At 40.5% G+C, this 20,014-nt stretch carries 18 protein-coding genes and 1 riboswitch; of the genes, 14 read left to right on the forward strand and 4 right to left on the reverse strand.

Annotation, left to right across the window (positions count from 1 at the left end; translation table 11 throughout):
- Positions 1–61: 61 nt before the first annotated feature.
- Positions 62–724 carry a carboxymuconolactone decarboxylase family protein gene (locus R4Z10_RS19710; protein WP_338470971.1) on the reverse strand — a complete coding sequence of 221 codons (663 nt, stop codon included), beginning with the start codon at positions 722–724 and terminating at the stop codon, positions 62–64.
- A gap of 803 nt (positions 725–1,527) precedes the next feature.
- Between R4Z10_RS19710 and R4Z10_RS19715 the strand changes: the two genes are divergently transcribed.
- The 5 genes from R4Z10_RS19715 (at position 1,528) to R4Z10_RS19735 (ending at position 8,043) form a co-directional block, all read left to right on the forward strand.
- Positions 1,528–2,811, forward strand: a complete 1,284-nt coding sequence (locus R4Z10_RS19715; protein WP_338470972.1) for an O-acetylhomoserine aminocarboxypropyltransferase/cysteine synthase family protein — start codon at positions 1,528–1,530, stop codon at positions 2,809–2,811.
- A 52-nt stretch (positions 2,812–2,863) separates the two neighbouring features.
- Positions 2,864–2,974: riboswitch (SAM riboswitch) on the forward strand.
- A 161-nt stretch (positions 2,975–3,135) separates the two neighbouring features.
- Positions 3,136–5,103, forward strand: a complete 1,968-nt coding sequence (locus R4Z10_RS19720) for an acetoacetate--CoA ligase (protein WP_338470973.1) — start codon at positions 3,136–3,138, stop codon at positions 5,101–5,103.
- Entirely contained in the window at positions 5,103–6,266 is a 1,164-nt protein-coding gene (locus tag R4Z10_RS19725) for a thiolase family protein (protein WP_338470974.1), read from the forward strand. Before R4Z10_RS19720 ends, R4Z10_RS19725 begins: the two co-directional genes overlap by 1 nt.
- Positions 6,267–6,689 (forward strand): OB-fold domain-containing protein, encoded by a 423-nt coding sequence (locus tag R4Z10_RS19730; RefSeq protein ID WP_338470975.1) that lies wholly within the window; start codon positions 6,267–6,269, stop codon positions 6,687–6,689.
- A gap of 25 nt (positions 6,690–6,714) precedes the next feature.
- Positions 6,715–8,043, forward strand: a complete 1,329-nt coding sequence (locus tag R4Z10_RS19735; protein WP_338470976.1) for an MFS transporter — start codon at positions 6,715–6,717, stop codon at positions 8,041–8,043.
- A gap of 143 nt (positions 8,044–8,186) precedes the next feature.
- Here R4Z10_RS19735 and R4Z10_RS19740 read toward each other — a convergent pair whose 3' ends face one another.
- Positions 8,187–9,350 (reverse strand): acetyl-CoA C-acyltransferase, encoded by a 1,164-nt coding sequence (locus R4Z10_RS19740; protein WP_338470977.1) that lies wholly within the window; start codon positions 9,348–9,350, stop codon positions 8,187–8,189.
- Positions 9,351–10,267: 917 nt separating this feature from the next.
- On the opposite strand from R4Z10_RS19740, the gene R4Z10_RS19745 reads away from it, so the two are divergent.
- The 4 genes from R4Z10_RS19745 (at position 10,268) to R4Z10_RS19760 (ending at position 14,348) form a co-directional block, all read left to right on the forward strand.
- The gene (locus R4Z10_RS19745; protein WP_338470978.1) at positions 10,268–11,032 is read left to right on the forward strand and encodes a sulfite exporter TauE/SafE family protein; all 765 of its coding nucleotides are present in this window, start codon (positions 10,268–10,270) and stop codon (positions 11,030–11,032) included.
- A 729-nt stretch (positions 11,033–11,761) separates the two neighbouring features.
- Entirely contained in the window at positions 11,762–12,316 is a 555-nt protein-coding gene (locus tag R4Z10_RS19750; protein WP_338470979.1) for a YitT family protein, read from the forward strand.
- A gap of 68 nt (positions 12,317–12,384) precedes the next feature.
- Positions 12,385–13,383: a polysaccharide deacetylase family protein gene (locus tag R4Z10_RS19755; RefSeq protein WP_338470980.1), complete on the forward strand. Its 999-nt coding sequence runs from the start codon at positions 12,385–12,387 to the stop codon at positions 13,381–13,383.
- A 710-nt stretch (positions 13,384–14,093) separates the two neighbouring features.
- Positions 14,094–14,348 (forward strand): hypothetical protein, encoded by a 255-nt coding sequence (locus tag R4Z10_RS19760; RefSeq protein ID WP_338470981.1) that lies wholly within the window; start codon positions 14,094–14,096, stop codon positions 14,346–14,348.
- Between the two features lie 52 nt (positions 14,349–14,400).
- Here the strand turns inward: R4Z10_RS19760 and R4Z10_RS19765 are convergent, their stop codons facing one another.
- Positions 14,401–14,577, reverse strand: coding sequence for an aspartyl-phosphate phosphatase Spo0E family protein (locus tag R4Z10_RS19765; RefSeq protein WP_338470982.1), 177 nt, complete (start codon positions 14,575–14,577; stop codon positions 14,401–14,403).
- Between the two features lie 314 nt (positions 14,578–14,891).
- Between R4Z10_RS19765 and R4Z10_RS19770 the strand changes: the two genes are divergently transcribed.
- Positions 14,892–15,044: a hypothetical protein gene (locus R4Z10_RS19770; protein WP_338470983.1), complete on the forward strand. Its 153-nt coding sequence runs from the start codon at positions 14,892–14,894 to the stop codon at positions 15,042–15,044.
- Positions 15,045–15,262: 218 nt separating this feature from the next.
- Here R4Z10_RS19770 and R4Z10_RS19775 read toward each other — a convergent pair whose 3' ends face one another.
- Entirely contained in the window at positions 15,263–16,648 is a 1,386-nt protein-coding gene (locus R4Z10_RS19775; RefSeq protein WP_338470984.1) for an L-cystine transporter, read from the reverse strand.
- Positions 16,649–16,932: 284 nt separating this feature from the next.
- On the opposite strand from R4Z10_RS19775, the gene R4Z10_RS19780 reads away from it, so the two are divergent.
- From R4Z10_RS19780 to R4Z10_RS19795, 4 genes are all read left to right on the forward strand, one after another.
- Positions 16,933–17,562 carry a TetR/AcrR family transcriptional regulator gene (locus R4Z10_RS19780; RefSeq protein ID WP_338470985.1) on the forward strand — a complete coding sequence of 210 codons (630 nt, stop codon included), beginning with the start codon at positions 16,933–16,935 and terminating at the stop codon, positions 17,560–17,562.
- A 1-nt stretch (position 17,563) separates the two neighbouring features.
- Positions 17,564–18,394: a transporter substrate-binding domain-containing protein gene (locus R4Z10_RS19785; protein WP_338470986.1), complete on the forward strand. Its 831-nt coding sequence runs from the start codon at positions 17,564–17,566 to the stop codon at positions 18,392–18,394.
- Between the two features lie 45 nt (positions 18,395–18,439).
- Positions 18,440–19,084, forward strand: a complete 645-nt coding sequence (locus R4Z10_RS19790; protein WP_338470987.1) for an amino acid ABC transporter permease — start codon at positions 18,440–18,442, stop codon at positions 19,082–19,084.
- A 179-nt stretch (positions 19,085–19,263) separates the two neighbouring features.
- Entirely contained in the window at positions 19,264–20,001 is a 738-nt protein-coding gene (locus R4Z10_RS19795; RefSeq protein ID WP_338470988.1) for an amino acid ABC transporter ATP-binding protein, read from the forward strand.
- Positions 20,002–20,014 lie beyond the last annotated feature (13 nt).

Below are 20,014 nucleotides of genomic sequence, written 5' to 3' on the forward strand. Positions count from 1 at the left end.
AATAACAAAGAGTCGGTCTCTCGTTTGCAAACAAAAGACCGACCCTACCATTTTTATATCATTATTTTACTGAATCATAGGCATTTAAAGCATTTACACTATGTGCTACTGCTGAACCTGCTTTTAATGCGGTTGCGACCATGATTGATTCTGCAAGTTCTTCTTTCGTTGTACCTGCACGTTTTGCCCCTTTTGTATGAACGTCAATGCAATATGGACATCCTGTTGTGTGAGCAACCGCAACAGCGATTAGTTCTTTTTCTTTCACAGTTAATGCTCCTTCTTTCATTGATTTTTGATCAAAATCAACAAATGAGCCAAAAATATCTCCATTTAGTTGGGAGAATTCTTTTAATCTGTTAAAGTATGAAGCTCTGTATAAATCTTCTTCCCCATTTCCATCATAAGCGTTTAACGCATTTACACCATGAGCTAGTGCTGAACCTGCTTTTAATGCAGTTGCAACTAAAATCGCTTCTGCCATTTCTTCCTTAGAAACTTCTTGTTTCTTACCGTTTTTCACATGAACCTCGATGCAGTATGGACATCCTGTTGTATGTGCCACAGCAATAGCGATTAATTCTTTTACCTTTACTGATAACTTTCCTTCTGATAAGGCAACTTTATCAAATTGTGCAAAGGCTTTGAATACTTCTGGTGCTAAATCGCTTAATTCTCCAAGGCGGTTGAAATAAGACTTATTATATAATGCATCATTACTCATCAATAATTCCTCCTAGTATGTATAAATCTTGGTTGATGAAACCTTCTTTATTTTTCCATTATTTTTAATAAAATGCAACTTAATAACTGTCGTAAACATGAAAACAAACTAATAAGCTACTTTTTCAGTTTATGAAAGAATGGAGATGAACATCATCATAAGACTGGGCTCGGTATACTTCCCTCTTCTCCTGATCACATCGGATCGTCCATATCTTTCACGTAAAGCTTAGTTTAAATACTAATCCCCATATAGTCAAAAGGAATAGTTTATTTTTCAAAATACTTTGTGTTTAGCTACTGGGATAATGATTACTCCCAGTAATTGAACGAACACCGATAAAAAACTTGTTTGCAATTGATTCATAGAAGCATAACAAACGTTCCACAGCTCCGAGATTCCCTAAACGACAGATCGACTGCACCTCCTTTCTAGGCTATTCGTATGATTTTTTCAAATGCATTGACAATTATGATATCGAATAATAGAATTGTTATATCAATAAAACCAATTAATCAACTATGAATTATGAGTTAAGTTAACCAGTGGTTATTACATGATGCTATAGTTAGCATTAAAATCTAATTGCATCATTAGACCAACTTGTTTATTTTCCAATCTATAAGATTATTTTATGAGTGGAAAGATTTGATATAGTTTAAGACTATAGCAAATGATAGTTTTTAAATGTTACGTTATGATCACGATCTAATGTTATACTTCATTCAATTCAAATTATTAAATAGTTTATAAACGTCTGAATAAGATATTTATTTTATATTTTCAACTAGGGGGAATCATCAATGACAAATCTAAAACCGGAAACTTTATTATTACACGGTGGACAACAGCCTGATCCAGAAACTGGAGCAATCGCTGTACCGATTTACCGTACAACAGCTTATAGATTCAAAGATACGGCTCATGCACAACGTCTTTTCGCATTACAAGAACCAGGTAATATTTATTCACGTATTATGAACCCAACTGTGGACGTATTTGAAAAACGTGTAGCCTTGTTAGAAAAAGGAACGGCGGCAGTAGCCCTTTCATCAGGGATGGCGGCTATCGCGTTTTCGATTTTAAATGTTGCGAGAGCAGGCGATGAGATCGTTGCAGCTGGCTCTCTTTACGGCGGGACATATAATTTATTTGCAAATACACTGCCTAATTACGGGATTACAACAACATTCGTGGATGAAACCAATCCAGAAAACTTCCGTGCAGCCATTACGGATAAAACGAGAGCTATTTTTGCAGAAACAGTAGGAAATCCAAGTTTAACGATTTTGGATATTGAAGCAGTAGCAAACATTGCCCATGAGCATGGCTTGCCGTTAATTATCGATAATACGTTCCCTTCTCCATATGGCTCAAACCCAATTGAATTTGGAGCAGATGTTGTTGTACATTCAGCAACAAAATGGATCGGCGGGCACGGGACAACCATTGGCGGGGTCGTTGTCGATGCGGGTAAATTTGACTGGACACAAGGCCGTTTCCCTGGCTTTACAGAACCAGATGAAACGTACCATGGATTACGTTATGGAATTGACACAGCGGATGCTGCATTTGCTACAAAACTGCGTGTTCAATTATTACGTGATTTCGGTCCAACATTAAGCGCGGATGCTGCATTTAATTTCCTGCAAGGTTTAGAAACGCTTCATTTACGTGTGACGAAACAAAACGAAAATGCACTTAAAGTAGCTGCGTATTTACAAAATCATCCAGCGATCGAATTTGTAAACTACAATGCGTTTGAAGACTTCCCGTCCCATCATCTTGCCAATAAATACTTAAAAAATGGCTACGGCTCAATTTTAACATTTGGCATTAAGGGTGGCCGTGAAGCAGGCAGCCGTCTCATTGATAGCGTAGAATTATTCTCACATGTAGCAAACGTCGGGGATGCAAGATCGTTAATTATTCACCCGGCTTCTACGACTCACCAACAATTATCTGCTGAAGAGTTAGAAATTGCAGGCGTATCTGAAGGGCTTGTTCGCTTAGCTATTGGACTCGAAGCCGTAGAAGATATCATTGCTGATTTAGATCAAGCTATTGCAAAAGCACAACAGGTATAAACACTATAGACACTATTAATAAATTTTTATAAGAAATGAACTCAATAAAATATTCTTATCCAGAGTGACGGAGGAAACAGGTCCTATGAAGTCCGGCAACCTACAAGTGTTCTCTTGAAAAGGTGCTAAATCCTGCAGGTATTCATTACCTGAAAGATAAGATGAGGTCCCCTCTTCTTATGAAGCGGGGACTTTTTAATAGGACGAACAAACAAAAAAATGTTGGACTTTATTAACATAGAGGAAATTGAGACGCGCGCAGCATAGCAATCGTTTAGCATCAGGAAATTGCGTCAACGGGGACAAGAGAGGAAGGTAGCAATCATGTTAAAACAAGCAAGTTTATCAGAAGCAAAAGTTTTATGGCAGCCAAGTGAGGCTTGGATTTCTAATTCCAATTTGATGAAGTTTACCCATCAAATCGGTTTCTCATTCTCAAGCTATGACCGCCTTCATCGCTGGTCGATCGCAAAACCAGAAGAATTTTGGTCAGCAATGTGGGATTTTGCTGAAGTGATTGGTGAAAAAGGTGACAAGGTCATCGTTCCTCCAGAAGATGGCGGCATGCTTGGTACGAAGTGGTTTCCTGATGCTTCATTGAACTTTGCTGAAAATCTTTTACGCGGTGACGACAAGCGTAGAGCGGTCATTGAAGCAACGGAAAATGGAGTTTCACGTACGATTTCTATGGGAGAACTAAGGGAAATGGTTGCTCATGCCCAAGCAGGATTGCGTAAATTAGGGGTGAATAATGGCGATCGGGTTGCAGGCGTAGTGACAAACGGAGTTGAAGCTTTAGTGTCATTATTAGCCACAACTGCTTTAGGAGCGGTTTGGACTTCCTGCTCACCTGATTTTGGTGCAAAAGGGATTATCGATCGGATCGGACAAGTGCAGCCTAAAGTATTAATCGCTTCATTAGACTATCAATACAACGGCAAGCCCTATGATATCAGAGATAATGTTGCAGCTGTCTGCGAAGTACTTGACGGTGTTTCTGCGGTTGTCACCTTGAATGATCACGATGGTCTTTCAATCAATGAAAAAATCACGGTGTTGAGCTGGGATGATTTTACTGAAAGTGGACCTTCTTTACCAGAGTTTACACGCGTTCCATTTGATCACCCCCTCTATATCCTTTACACATCAGGGACGACTGGTCTGCCAAAAGCGATTGTACACTCAGCTGGCGGAACGTTAATCCAGCATTTAAAGGAACATCAATTACATTGTGATGTAAAGTCTGACGAAGTCCTGTTTTGGTACACAAATACCGCATGGATGATGTACCCTTGGTTAGTTTCCGGATTAGCAAGTAATGCAGCCATCCTTCTTTATGACGGATCCCCATTGCCGAAAAAGAATACCGGCGTTCTTTGGGAAATTGCTGAAGAGATTGGCTTGAATCACTTCGGAACCAGCCCTAAATATCTTGATACTCTAGCAAAAGCGGGTTATGGAGTAGGTGCGGAACATGACTTATCTGCCCTTCGTACGTTACTTTCTTGCGGCTCACCGTTAATGGCTGAACAGTATGATTGGGTCTATGAAACTATTAAAGAGGACATCATGTTAGCCTCCATTTCGGGCGGTACTGAGATTATCGGATGTTTTGTCATGGGTTCTCCCTTACATCCTGTCAGACGAGGCGAGATTTCATGTAAAGGGCTTGGGATGGCTGTTGATGTTCTTGATGAAAGAGGCGCATCTGTCTACGAAGAAAAAGGGGATTTAGTATGTACAAAGCCATTTCCAAGCATGCCAATCACATTCTGGGGCGACGATGGGGATCAACGCTATTTTTCCGCTTATTTTGCAGAAAGAAAAGGGATTTGGACACATGGAGATTTAGCAGAGCAAACCATTGACGAAACGATCGTTATTTATGGAAGAGCCGATACAACCTTAAATCCTGGTGGCGTTCGCATCGGCACAGCGGAAATCTACCGAGTGGTTGAGCAAATCCAAGGCATTAAAGATTCCATCGTTTTCGGGTTTCCTATTGACAACGATGAAGAAATTGCCCTTTGCATTGTGCTTGAGGATGGAGCTGAACTCAATTCCGATTTAGTCAATCAGATTCGTCAGGAAGTACGTAAAAAGGCGTCACCAAGACATACGCCAAAACGAATTTACACCGTTAATGCAATTCCTTATACGATTAATGGTAAAAAAGTAGAAGGCGCTGTGCGGTCAACCGTACTTGGAACCCCTGTTAAAAACAAAGGCTCCCTTTCTAATCCTGAATCTCTCCATGAATATACGAACTTAGTTGAAAGGAGTTATCATTGATGTCAAAACGTAGAGTAGCTAAAGCTGCCATCATTGGGATCGGAGAACTTAAACCGGTTCGTTACTCTGAAGGAATGACCACTCTTGGATTTATTGCTGAAGCTGTACGTTTAGCTGTTCAGGATGCGGGTCTTGAAAAAGGAGCCATCGATGGTTTATTAATCGGTCCGCAAGTGGGTGAAACGCCCCAACATTTACCTGCAACGGTCTCGGAATACTTAGGGATTCAACCAACCATGTCAAATGTGGTTGACCTTGGTGGCGCAACAGGCGCTGGAATGGTTTGGAGAGCGGCAGCAGCCATTGAAGCCGGCATGTGTGAAACGGTTGTTTGTGTTCTTGGCAATAAGAATGAAAAAGGGAATGCTTTACGCTCCCCTAACCGTAATCCGATTCGGGAATTTGATGTTCCGTTCGGTGCATCGGGAGCGAATACTTCTTATGCCTTGCTTAAGCAAAGACATATGGCGGAATACGGGTCCACCCAAGAGGACTTTGCACAGATTGCTTACTGGGCACGGAAAAATGCGCAGCTCAATCCGAATGCAATTTTCTATGGCAAGCCCGCTTCTGTCGAAGACATATTAAACTCACCGATTATTGTCGATCCTATGCATTTACTCGAAATTGTGATGCCTTGTGCAGGTGCTGCAGCAGTAGTCGTTACGGCGGCGGAACATGTTTCTTCCAACCGACATCGACCGGTCTATTTAGTGGGTGCAGGTGAAAAGGTTACTCACCGCGCTGTCAGTCAAGCACCTTCTTTAGAAGCAGCACCTTTAAGCTTTGCGATTCCACACGCTCTGGAGCAAGCCGGTCTTTCTATTAATGAGATGGATCTACTTTCACTCTATGATTGTTATACAAGTGTAGTTGCACAAACTCTAGAAAATGCTGGATTATGTGCTCCAGGACAATTTGGTTCTTGGATGAAGGATCACTCCTTCGGTCATGATGGGGATTGGCCATTAAATACACATGGCGGACAATTAGGATTTGGTCAAGCCGATCTTGCTGGCGGAATGTCTCACATTATCGAGGCTGTACGACAATTACGTCATGAAGCCGATCAGCGTCAAATAGCTAATGCCCAGCACGCACTGATCACTGGGAACGGAGCAACATTAAGTGAAGCGGCCGCTTTAGTATTGGGGGTTAAATAAATGCAAGACATATTTGAAAATTTGTCCGTACCTGGTCCTACCATTACTCCTGATTCCAAACCTTTCTGGGACGGAATTGCGAGACATGAATTTCTTTTGCAAAAGTGTAAGGATTGTAACGAATGGATCTTTTATCCGCGAAATATATGCCCGCATTGCTGGAGCAACCAGTTAGAATGGCTGCCCGCTTCTGGAAAGGCAACCCTGAAAACATGGTCGATTGTCCACCGTCCAGGACACCCGGGTTGGCAAAGTGTTGCGCCGTATGTGCTTGGGGTGATCGAATTAGAAGAAGGTCCAACGATGTTGACCCATCTGTTGGTCGATTCTCATGAGGAATTAAAAATTGGGCTGCCATTGCAAATTTCTTACACGAAAATCAATGATGTGTGGTTACCTTTTTTCAAAACTAACAACAACTGACGATATACATAAGGGAGTGAAATAGATGGCAACAGCAACAGTTAATCAAGGGGACCAAGGAAAAGAAGGCAAAGGGTTCTCGAAAGAACACCGTAAAGTGGCGATGTCTAGTTTTATCGGTACGACGATTGAGTGGTATGATTTCTACCTATACGGAACAGCAGCGGCACTCGTCTTCCCTGCCTTGTTCTTTCCAACGTTTGATCCGATCTACGGAACATTAGCGGCATTCGGTTCTTATGCAGCAGGTTTCATCGCTCGTCCACTCGGCGGAATCGTATTTGGACACTATGGAGACAAAATTGGACGCAAGAAAACCTTAACGATTTCCCTCTTAATGATGGGAATTGCAACGGTTTTAATGGGACTTGTCCCAAGCTATGAATCGATCGGAATCATGGCTCCATTATTAATTAGTCTTCTTCGCGTCATTCAAGGTTTTGCGGTTGGAGGAGAATGGGGCTCTGCCGTCGTTATGACGGTTGAACATGCTCCAAAAGGCAAACGCGGGTTGTACGGAAGCTTTCCACAATTAGGTGTTTCTGCTGGACTCTTATTATCAACTCTCGTATTCTCTATTTTTTCCACTAATATGTCCAATGAAGCCTTTCTATCATGGGGCTGGAGAGTACCGTTTTTATTAAGTTCTGTATTAATTATCTTTGGTCTTTACATCCGCTTGCGGGTTAGTGAATCTCCTGTGTTCGAAGAGATTTCAGCAAAGAATGAGATCGAAGAAAAACCGATTGTTACCGTCATGCGGACTCAGAAAAAACCATTATTTTTAACTATTGGAATGAAGCTCGTACAAAATGCAGTCTTCTATATCTACTCTGTCTTCGTTTTAACATACTTAGTAACGACACATGATATGGACCGCTCCGTTGGGTTAAATGCAGTGATGATCTCTTCTGTCGTCGGATTTATCACCTTGCCGTTATGGTCGATTCTATCCGACAAAATCGGACGGAAACCCGTTTACTTATTCGGTACAGTTGCTTCAACCTTGTTCATCTTCCCGTTTTTCTGGTTTATGGATACGGGTTCAGTCGTATTAATTACGATTGGAATTGTACTTGGCTTAAATGTCCTGCATGATGCTGTCTACGGACCACAGGCCGTTTATTATGCAGAGTTGTTTGGCTCAAAAGTTCGTTTAAGCGGGGCTTCGATCGGTTACCAAATTGGCGCTGTTTTAGCAGGTGGATTCTCACCTTTAATTGCCACTTATTTACTCGCTGAATTTGATGGTCAATATTGGCCGATTGGCATCTACTTAACAATTCTTGGGGTAATCAGTATTATTTCGACCCTTTTGGCAAAAGAAACGTATAAGGGATCGTTGAGAAATTGATGAAAAAAGGCATCTTTCTAGTGAGGAAAGATGCCTTTTTTATGGAAAAATGATGTTGTTTTTGAATGAGTTCGACCGTTTTATATGTGTCCTACACCATATTTGGAAACTAACATATTATATGGTCTTTCGGGTGATTTCATTTACCATCTTTCAGGGACTTCAATGAGGATCGCCATTCCTTGGCCCCCGCCCCCGCATAGTGAGGCAATGCCTTTTCCGCCGCCGCGTCGTTTTAATTCGTGGGCTAACGTTAAGATGAGACGGAAACCTGTACCGCCAAGTGGGTGACCGATTGCAATCGCCCCGCCATTTACGTTTACTCGACTATAATCGATGCCTAAATCACGACAGCTTGCAATGGCAACACTTGCAAAAGCTTCATTGATTTCAAACAAATCGATGTCATGAATACTCAACTGCGTTTTCTCTAGTACTTTTTTTATCGCCTGAGCCGGTTTTAAATGTAAGCTCGTATCTGGCCCTGCGATTTCACCCCATCCAAGAATACGGGCAAGAGGTGTTTTTCCTAGTTCATGGGCTTTTTGTTCGGTTGAGACAATCCCAAGACTCGCACCGTCAGACATTTGTGATGCATTTCCAGCTGTAATGGTGCCATCCGCGAGAAAAGCAGGACGCAGTTTAGCTAGCTTCTCAATGGTTGAGTTTGTGCGAATCCCTTCATCTTCTTCAAGTGTAACCCCATTATAATGAACAGGAACAATTTCACTGGCTAGTCGCCCATTTTTTCTCGCATCTGCCGCCCGGGTTTGTGAGAGGAGAGCATATTCATCTTGCCCTTCACGAGTGATCCCAAGCTCTTTATTTTTATGATCGGTTAAGTCCCCCATTGATTGATCGTTCAAGGAACACCAAAGACCATCATATAAAGTATCATAGAATTCAACCGAACCAAGGGAAAGTTCACGTCGGATTGGAGCAACATGCGGTGCATTTGTCATCGAGTCAAATCCACCTGCAATATAAAGACTTCCTTCTCCATATTGAATTCGTCGTACCGCATCATTGACTGCGGAAATTCCAGCAAGGCACACATTATTCAACGTTGTGGCAGGAGTACTAAGAGAAACTCCTGCATTTGTAGCAACACTTCGAGCCGGATTTTGACCTTGTCCCGCTTGGATCACCTGTGCCAATAAAACCCCATCAGCCTCCGCCGCTTCGGGTACCCTTGCAAGCAACTCTTTCAATGCATACGTTCCTAATTCCTTTCCGCTAAGAGGAGACAAGCTCCCCTTCCATTTCCCAAATGGAGTCCGTAAACCATCTAATATCACTGCACTCATTTTTCACAAGCCATCCCTTCATCTTTAAATAATAAAAAATCCTCTACCCCATACTAGGATAGAAGACGTATCCTCGACTCCTGACAAACTATCAAAATATTAAGTAACTAACCTTTATCATAGCAAAGGGGTAAAGTGTGAGTCAATGTGAAACGTGGGGATGGTTCTCGCGTTTCATTTTCGATGCAACGGCGGGACGGTTCTCCTGTTTCATTTTTAAGGGCGTCACTTTTGTTCCGGACACATATGAAAGGGTCGGTCTCGCGTTTGCTGTTGCAAACAAAAGACCGACCCTGGCATTTTGATAGACTATATTTTAATCCTTATGAGGCATGGGTGCAGTTCTACCTGTCCCGTATACTACCTTTTATTTTTATTACACCTAAAAAGCTCATAGTTTGTGTATTCATTGATATCTGCTTCATCATTACGACCCATCGAAGACCTCATCTGTTCAGGTATAAGTATTGCATCATAATTTTTGAACCGTTTGCTAACCAAACCTTTTGATAATTTCCTCCTTTAGCTTTTCTTTCTCTTCCGACTCCTCGTCAGTTAAATTATGTTGAGGTCTCCTAGCTAATCTTTCATAAGCTTTCAGGATTTCCTCTCTCGTTAATTTTTCAAACTGGATAAGATAACCTCCTAACTTCAGATTTCAAATACAGATGGAGCAATAAATTCAAAGCTATCCTTAATGATATGAATCAAACCAAAAGATAATCACAATCCTTATATAATTTTCGTCCGTCATAATTCGGGATGTCACTGTGACGCGGACGTGACACGGGCATGACCCAGATTAGAATAGGCCTGTTTCCCATTGAAATTAGGCTGACCACGGACAGAAAGCTCACATAAATTGCAGATATGACTAAAAAATTTAAATAGGGTCATTCTGGGGAGTGTATGCTTTTATGGGTTTCGGCATTATTATCATGGGCTTATTGATCGGTTTTTTGGTTGGACTGACAGGTGTAGGCGGGGCGGCTTTATTAACTCCTATTCTCATATTATTAGGCATCAGTCCATCGATTGCGGTTGGGACGGATCTAATCTATAACTCAGTAACTAAATTCTTCGGTTCAATTCAGCATTGGCGGCAAAGATCTATTAACCTCCAATTAGTCAAATACCTTGCCATTGGGAGTATTCCTAGTGCAATTCTGGCGGTTGTTCTCCTTCGGGTTTTTGACTCTTTTTTTCAAAATCAAGAGCAAATCATTGAAATTGCGCTTGGATATACCTTAATTTTAGTTGCCATTGCCACGTTAGTTAAAACGTTTATGAAGGAAAAGTATGACTCCAATCGTTTCCAACTCAAGCCTTTAGAGGAAAAACGGAAAATGACGATCTGCATCGGGGCTGTTTTAGGATTTATGGTAGGCTTAACATCGATTGGATCTGGATCTCTATTTGCCTTAGCGATGTTATTCCTCTATAAACTCCGAGCAACTGAATTAGTCGGAACCGATATTGCCCATGCGTTCTTATTAGTATCAGCAGCAGGGTTTATGCATGCGGGGATTGGAAATGTCGATTATCTGCTTGCCTTAAATTTATTAGTCGGATCGATACCCGGTGTCATTATCGGCAGCACCATCTCCTCAAAAGTACCAGCAAAACCATTAAGAGCAATCGTTGCATTAATTATATTGGTTAGTGGATTTCAACTTATCTGAAACGTGGGGACGGTTCTCGCGTTTCATTCCAATTATTCGGGGCGTCACCGTGACTTGGACTTGGTGATCAACCAATAAGACTGGCAAACACATGTTTCAAATATTCACAATTCGTTAAAGTCTTCTCTAAGCGAAGAAGACTTTAACTCTGTATATTGAAAAAGATTATATCAAGTCCGATTAAGTTTTAGTTTCCCTCACCTTCCCTTTCCTTCCTTTATTTTTCGATAGGTTTCACACTAATGATATTATGTTTAAATTTATAAAATCTATGCTCATTCCTGTTTGGATAAGCACTAAAATTTTTTCCATACACACGCCATTAAGATATTGAAAAAGTAAAAAAGCGACCCTATATATTAACCTTGCTAAATACTCGATTCCAGTGTAAAGAGTTTAAAATATAGCTGTTTATCATCCTTCGTTCAATAAAAAACCCCCAATATAGGGGGCGAGAAAGGAAAAACTCTTAATACTTGTTGCTAGTCCTGTTAATAGAATTTGACTGTTTTTATTATTTTATACGAAAAATAACCATCACCGCCTCGCTCCTTTTATTGGCATTTATCCCTAAGTTAGGGATAATCTTTCAATCCTACTTTGCAGTCCACGGATGTTTCCTTTTCGTCCATTTTTCCGTCCTTCCTGTATTCTGAACTTTAAACTGCCGACATATGATTAAATGAAAAAATACGGGACAAGGTGATGGTTGTTATTGTTCAAAAGTTAATGGCTACATTTATAGGCAGTATTTTAGTAGGAACCGGAGTTAATGGGTTTTTAGTTCCTTTTCATTTAATCGATGGCGGTATCCTTGGGGCCGCCTTATTAATCCATTATTTTTTTCACCTTCCAGCAGGTTTGATCATGATCGCATTAAGCATTCCAATTTGTATCTTTTCCTCCATTCATCATAAAGAGTATTTCCTTAGTAGTTTGCAAGGTTTGCTTGTTTCTTCCCTATTTATTGATCTACTGGCACCGCTTCGTTTCCAATTTGCCATTCCCCCACTTCTAAGTGCACTCATCGGAGGTGCCATCATTGGAGTAGGTATCGGCCTCATGCTGCGATATAAGACAAGCACAGGAGGAACAGACCTCTTAGCCAAAATGATTGCTGAAACCTTTTCATTTAACCTTGCATTAGTCATGATCTTTATTGATGGGTTGATTGTTTTAGCAGGTTTGACTGTACTAAGCTTAAATGCTTTCATCTATTCGTGTTTCGCGATTGCCACTGTGGGTGTGACCACATCCTTGATTGAAAGAAATGAATCTTTTTAAAAGAGACATAATTCAATGGTTGATGGGAATTTTAAAATTATTAGAATATCTCAAGGAGGATGTTTACGTTGAAAAACAATGCCCTATTTCTAATCATGTTTTTAAGCATTTTTATGCTTATAAATAATGTTAAACCCAGTCATACAGCTGCCATGACTATCGACTCCGATACGCCAACTCAAAAAGAAGAAAATGATGAACTTTACAAAAAAATTCAAGCATACAGGGATGAACATAAAATTGAACCCATTAACGCAATCGTTGATCGGGTATGGAAAGCGATTCCCGGATACAACGGGATCGATGTAGATGTTACAGCAAGTTATGAAAAAATGAAGAAAGATGATTTATTTGATGAAAACAAAGTGGTCTTAAAAGAAATACCTCCAAGTATTCATTTGGGAGATTTAGGTCCACACCCCATCTACAGAGGTAATCCACAAAAACCAATGGTAGCTTTATTAATTAATGTCGCCTGGGGGAATGAATACATTCCGAAAATCCTTACAACTCTAGACGAATCCAACGTAAAGGCAACATTTTTCTTCGACGGCAGCTGGGTTAAAAAGAATCCTGATTTAGCTAAAATGATCCATCAGAAAGGCCATGAAATTGGAAACCATGCTTATAGTCATCCCGATCTTCAAAAGCGATCTAAAAATGATACGATACTGGAGTTACAAAAAACAAATAATGTGATTGAAGAAACTCTTGGTATCAAACCCAAATGGTTTGCACCTCCAAGCGGAAGTTTCAATGGTGTTACTGTTCAAGTAGCTGATGACCTGAATATGAAAACCATCTTATGGACGGTTGACACAGTCGATTGGAAAAAGCCTCCGGCAGCAGAAATGGCAAGGCGCATTATCACCAATGTAGATAATGGCTCAATGGTTCTTATGCATCCAACACAGCCTGTTGCAGAAGGATTAGAGTCAATGATAGAAGGAATTAAGGGGAAAGGCTACCAACTTGGTACGGTGAGTGATCTAATGAGTGAAAAACGAATAGAAACGACTCAATCAAAATTAATGAAACATGGGGACGGTTCTCGTGTTTCATTCTAGTAAGGTTATTCGGGGCGTCACTGTGACCCGGACTTACGGGGTAGCATTTTAAGTGGGGAGTTGCTGGGGTGTCACCTGGGGTCAGACAGGGATGGACTTCCATCCCTACGTGTTTTTAAACTCAAAAGTTGGATTCTACTCTAAGAATAGATCATCATATAAAACATCTCCGATTTCAAATGATATGAAACGGTTTGATACTTAATTAATGCTGTTCCAAATTCTACTTAGATCCAAGGGAACATATACCTTTTCACCATGAATTTCCTTATGTACAAGCGGATTTCTAAAACTACCCTCAACAAAAATATTCTTATGTCTAGCTCGTGGTTCGGACCCTAAAACAATCTCTTTGATTTCTTTATACATATTTCGTAAACCTCGCTTTTATTATTTACCACCTTAACTAATTAAAATAACTTTTTCATTCCCCCTCAAACTTTATAAAATTAGTTTTTCCAAAAAGGCCAAAATATTACATATTTTGATTTTCAAATGAAACATGGGGACGGTTCTCGCGTTTCATTCAAGTAAGGTTCGCTTCGGGGTGTCACTTTTTTCGGAGCATCACTGTGACTCGGACAAAAGTTTATTAAGAATTAATAAACTTTGTTAAGTTTCCCTTAAAATTCGACAAAATGAGTCACCTACTGATCCCTTTTCTTTATAATAGGATTTATCAGGGATTTTATTAGAGGAGTTAAACAACGATGAATTTATACGAAAAGTTACCGACTGATACTTTGATTGCCTTTTACCATGAAGTATGGAGAAATATTGAAAATGGATTTTTAACGAAAAATATGTACTATGAATTAGGTGTAATGATCTCAGCCGCTAGTCAAAGAGGGATTACCTTAGGCAAACCGTCTGATTTTGACTATGTTGTCGACCAACAAACGTTGGATGACTTTATTAAAAGTACGAGTAGATTTCATGAGGTAAACAATTCCTTGACCATGTGATCCCAAAATAAAAAAAATTCCTATATTATCAAGTTGTAATACAGGAATTTTGCTAAACGGGTTCTCTATTTTTCAGTTTTAATTTTTGATATTTTATAATGAGCTCATCTAACTTCTGACTGTAATAAAGGGTGTTATCGCTATTTAAGCCACTATCTTTTGCAATAAGAATTAAATTTTTTCTCATACAATGAATTTTCTTTTGTAATTTTTCAATTTCTGCGCTCACAGCCTCTAGTCTCCTTAACTAATAATCATACACACCCTTACCATTATGCACAATATTCTAGATAATCGGAATGCTTATTGCAAAATTTTCTCACAAAATGAATAAAAATGCATGTTTTAAGCTTGGAACTTTAAATCAATTCTTTCGACAATGGTTGGATGGACATCAAAACGACACACCCCCCTTCGTTTTCCCTTTTGAATCGAGTATTAGGGTAGATAGTAATTACCCCTTCCATATTTGGTATAAACAACTATATTTAACACAAAATAAAGTAGCAATTAAATGACTGATGAGGAAAGGTGGGGAATCCAATGGCGAAAAATAAAGGGAAAGCACCAATGGTATCAGGAAGTTTCCAAGTGGTTGATGATGAACACCGTACAGAATCGTTAGAACAAATGAGAAAAGACAACCATTTAGACGAACAAACCGAACACTACGCACGAATTTTTATGGAAGATTAAATGATCTGAGGATGGTGCTTGCTAGCATCGTCCTTTTTTTATTCGGGGCGTCAATTCGGGGCGTCACTGTGACCCGGACGACTTTTTTACATAAAAATACAGGCAAGGGATTTGAACTTCCCCTGCCTGTTTTGAAATAATGATGAAACGTGAGAACCGTCCCCATGTTTCAAATTAGACGATGAAACGCGAGAACCGTCCCCATGTTTCACCATGTTTTACTTCGCTTCCAAAATTTCCGGTCGACGGTAGACTTCTTCTTTTAGGTCTCCGTTGATTTTGCTTGTTAGTACTCCGGCTACCATGCTGCCGCTTACGTTTAGTGCGGTACGTCCCATGTCGATTAATGGCTCGATTGTTACCATTAAACCAACGATGGCTACTGGTAGGTCCATGACGGAGAGTACGATTAAGGATGCGAATGTAGCTCCTCCACCGACTCCCGCTACTCCAAATGAACTGATGATGATCACGACGATGAGAGTAAGTAAGAATGAAATGCTTGTTGGATCGATCCCTACTGCTGGTGCTGCCATGACGGCAAGCATCGCCGGATAAATCCCCGCACATCCATTTTGCCCGATCGATAATCCGAACGGTCCGGCGAAGTTGGCCACTCCTTCTGATACGCCTAAATCATCCACTTGGCTTTTAATATTGATCGGCAAGGTCCCTGCACTTGAACGGGACGTGAACGCAAACGTTAAAGGCGGCATCGCTTTTTTCAAAAAGTGAATCGGATTTAATTTCGCTAATGCCAAAAGCAATAAATGCACCATAAACATGAGAATAATTGCTACATAGTTGGCAATGATAAATTTCCCTAAGCTGACGACCGCGTCGTAGTTGCTTGTTGCTGCTACTTTTGCCATTAAAGCTAAAATTCCGTATGGTGTCAGACGCAGAACGAGCGTCACGATTCTCATGACAATCAAATAGATCGAATCAATCAATTTAGCAAAAACATCCGCTTCATCTGAGTGCTTTCGCTTCACTCCAAGGAATGCCACTCCGATAAAGGCAGCGAAGATCACGACTGCGATCGTTGAAGTTGGACGAGACCCAGTTAAATCCGCAAATGGATTGCTTGGAATCATCTCCAACATTTGCTGTGGAATGGTGATATTCTCAGCAGTTTCTACTCGATCCGCTAATGATTCGTTACGGGCTCTTTCTGCTTCCCCCTCAACGATCTGCGTTTGGTCCAAACCGAAACTTAGAGTTGTACCAATTCCAATGACTGCTGAAATCCCGGTTGTAAATAGTAAAATTCCGATAACAAGTGCACTGATTTTTCCAAGATTTTTTGTAATCTTTAACTTAGTAAAAGCGCCAACGATGGAAATGAACACTAGTGGCATAACGACCATTTGCAATAATTTCACATAGCCGGTACCGACAATGTTTAACCAATCAATCGTTCCCGTTGTCACCTCAGATTCCGTTCCGTAGATCAGGTGAAGTATAAATCCGAATAAAAGTCCTAATCCTAAACCAGCAAAGACCCGTTTAGAAAAGGAAACATGCTTTTTCTGCATCCGAAAAAGGACAAATAGCAAAATAAGAAATACGAATAAGTTCGCAATGATAAGAAATGGATCCATCTTATCCCTCCTCTTTTTAATTATTATTCTAATATATGATCAAAATATTAGCCCAATAATTCCTACCCGTCAAGTAAGTTTTTATAAAACTTGGTTTCCTTACCTTTTTTCACCAATTAGTCAATTTTACATTGTTATTCTCAAAAACCTTTCCAATCTACTAAATCCGATTAAACAACTCATAATTATTGACTAACCGCTTTTACTCTTTTAAAATAGTTCCTATCAAAACTTGACTGACTCATCAATCAGGAGCAAAAAGAAACGTCCAGAAAGGGTGAAAAATGATTACAGACGATAAAATTCAGGATACGAAAGAACAAATTCTTAACACGGCTCTTCAACTTTTTGCAGAGCGTGGATATCATAAGACGAAAGTTTCCGACATTGTGAAGGCGGTCGGCGTCGCACAAGGGACCTTTTACTGGCATTTCAAAAGCAAAGAGATGATTGCGTTAGAGGTGATCAAAAACGGCCAGGAGAAATTGCTCCAATTTATTGCGCAAGGCTACCGTCAAGAAGACGGAACCGTTGAAGATGCGGTTGCAGCATCAAAAAAATTATTTGAGGACTTCTTTACTTTTTCAAAAAATAATAAAGCCTTAATGATCCTGCTTTTTAAAGGAATTGAAACGGAGGAATCTGTACATAATGCGATTTTGGAAACTCGTCAAAAGCTAGAAGAAGCGTTTCAACAAAACATTAACCGAGCGAGAGAGCTTGGAATTCTGCCAAAAATAGACCCAAATTTAAAATCAGCTTTATTAATGAGTTTGATTGAGGGAATGCTAATGAGGTGGCTATTCAGTTCAGCGTCAATTCATCATCATTTAAAACATAAATCAGCGAAAGAGTTGGCCCAAGACGTTGTGACCTTTGAGTTTTTCGGCCTGCTTGGAAAAGGAGACAATTAGCATGAAGAAAAGAAAGTTATTTTTTATCGCAGTCATAACGATGATCTTTACTTTAGTATTAAGTGCCTGTGGTGGAGCGGCCAACGAAGGGACGGACAAAGCCGATCAAGAAACAAGCTTGCTACAGGAAATTAAAGACCGTGGCGTGATGAAGGTTGGGGTTATGGGAACGTATCAACCGTACAACTTTTTAAATGAAAATAAAGAAATGGACGGCTTTGATGTCGATATTGCCAAGGAAGTAGCGAAACGTCTTGGCGTTGAAGCGGAGTTTGTGGCCCAAGAATTCTCCGGAATGATTGCCGGTTTGCAGGCGGAAAAGTTTGATGTTGTTATTAGCCAAATGACGATTACCAATGAACGGAAAGAACAAATGGATTTTTCAAATCCGTATATTACGAATAACGTAAAAATTATTGTTCAAGATGACAATAACACGATTACGAAATTAGAAGATTTTAAAGGGAAAAATATTGGGGTTGCACTCGGAACGAACGACGAAACATATTTGCGTACAGTTGCTCTCCCTGAAGTCGGCGATTTCAACATTCGTACGTACGATGACGTAGTTACAACGCTTAAAGATTTAGACGCTGGCCGAATTGATGCAACGATTAATAACATGTATGCACTGAAACCGGTTGTGGAAAAGCAAGGGTTTAAAATAAAAGCAGTTGGCGAACCGATCAAATCCGATCGAGCTGGAATTGCGACACGTAAAGGAAATGAAGAATTCATTACCGAGGTGAACCGAGTTTTAGACGAAATGAAAGCGGACGGCACCCATGCTGAGATTCATAAAAAATGGTTTGGAGAAGAACCACAGGAGTAATTTTCAAGCTTTGACTTGATAATGGAAAGGACTTTTTAAACTAAAATGGATATTGTCATTGAAAACTTGCCATTTTTATTACAAGGAGCGTATTATACGCTCCTTATCACCGTTGTATCGATGTTCTTCGGCTCGATCATTGCGGTTATCACTGCGATTGCTCGATTAAAAGGAAACAAACTGGTCAGAGGAATCGCCCGCGTTTATGTATCGATTATCCGCGGGACACCGACATTGGTACAAATTATTATTGTTTATTATGGGCTTGTCGATTATGGAATTAAGCTTGAACCATTGATGGCAGCCTATATTTCTTTAAGTATTAGCATTGGTGCGTATTTATCAGAAACCTTGCGGGGAGCGCTGCTTTCCATTCCAGAAGGACAACTCGAAGCGGCTTATGCGTCAGGGATGACTCCTTGGCAAACGATGCGCCGAATTGTGATTCCTCAGGCTCTTCGGATCGCGATCCCGCCTGCTGGGAATACATTTATCGGCATGCTCAAAGAAACGTCACTCGTTTCCGTCATTACGGTAACCGAATTACTCCGAGCTGCTGAGTTATTAATCGCCCAATACTATATTTACATGCCATTCTACTTGGCGATTGCCCTTATGTACTGGGTGATGAGCACAGGCTTCTCCTACCTTTTACAAAGATGGGAAAAACGTCTGTCTGTCTATTTATAAAGTGAAACTTCCATCAGTGGGGGTTTTCTTTCATCCCCCACTGATGGTTAGTTGAACCAATTGGAGCTTTATGGGCAGTTGATCCCCCACCTATCTTCTTTTATTTTACTCAGAATCTTGTGGTGGGGGTCTACTGCCCGTTAAGCCTGATAAAAAAATAAGTTGTTGGAGATTTAATGATGATTACGATAAATAAGTTAGTCAAGCATTTCGGAAATCTTGAAGTATTGAAAGACATTAACGTACAAGTTGAAAATGGAGAAGTGGTGGCCATCCTTGGTCCAAGTGGATCTGGGAAAAGTACCCTGCTTCGCTGCATGAACGGGTTAGAAGAAATGACAAGCGGGTCGATCGAATTAGCCGGAATTGTCTTGGATTCTAAACAACCGAAAAAAGAACAGCGGAAAAACATTCGTCAAATCCGTCTACATACTGGGATGGTGTTCCAACAATTTAACCTCTATCCCCATAAAACTGCGTTGCAAAATGTGATTGAAGCACTGCTAGTCGTGAAAAAAATGCCTAAAGACCAAGCTGTCCAAAAAGGTGAAGCGTTACTAGACCGGGTCGGCTTGTTGGAAAAGAAAGACGCCTACCCTTCTAAATTATCAGGCGGTCAGCAACAACGGGTTGCCATCGCCCGTGCTTTAGCAATGGAACCGGATGTCATGCTTTTTGACGAACCGACCTCTGCTTTAGACCCTGAATTAGTTGGTGAAGTATTAGCCGTTATGAAGGAACTCGCTAAAGAAGGAATGACGATGGTCGTCGTCACCCATGAAATGGAATTTGCCCGCGAAGTCGCGGATCGGATTATTTTTATGGCAGACGGAAACATTATCGAAGAAGGAACCCCAGAAGAATTTTTCACCCATACAACAACCGAACGGGCCAAGAAATTTTTAAAGAAAATGTAATGGAGGAAAAAGA

The organism is Niallia sp. XMNu-256, assembly GCF_036670015.1.
Classification (GTDB): Bacteria; Bacillota; Bacilli; order Bacillales; family Cytobacillaceae; genus Bacillus_BD.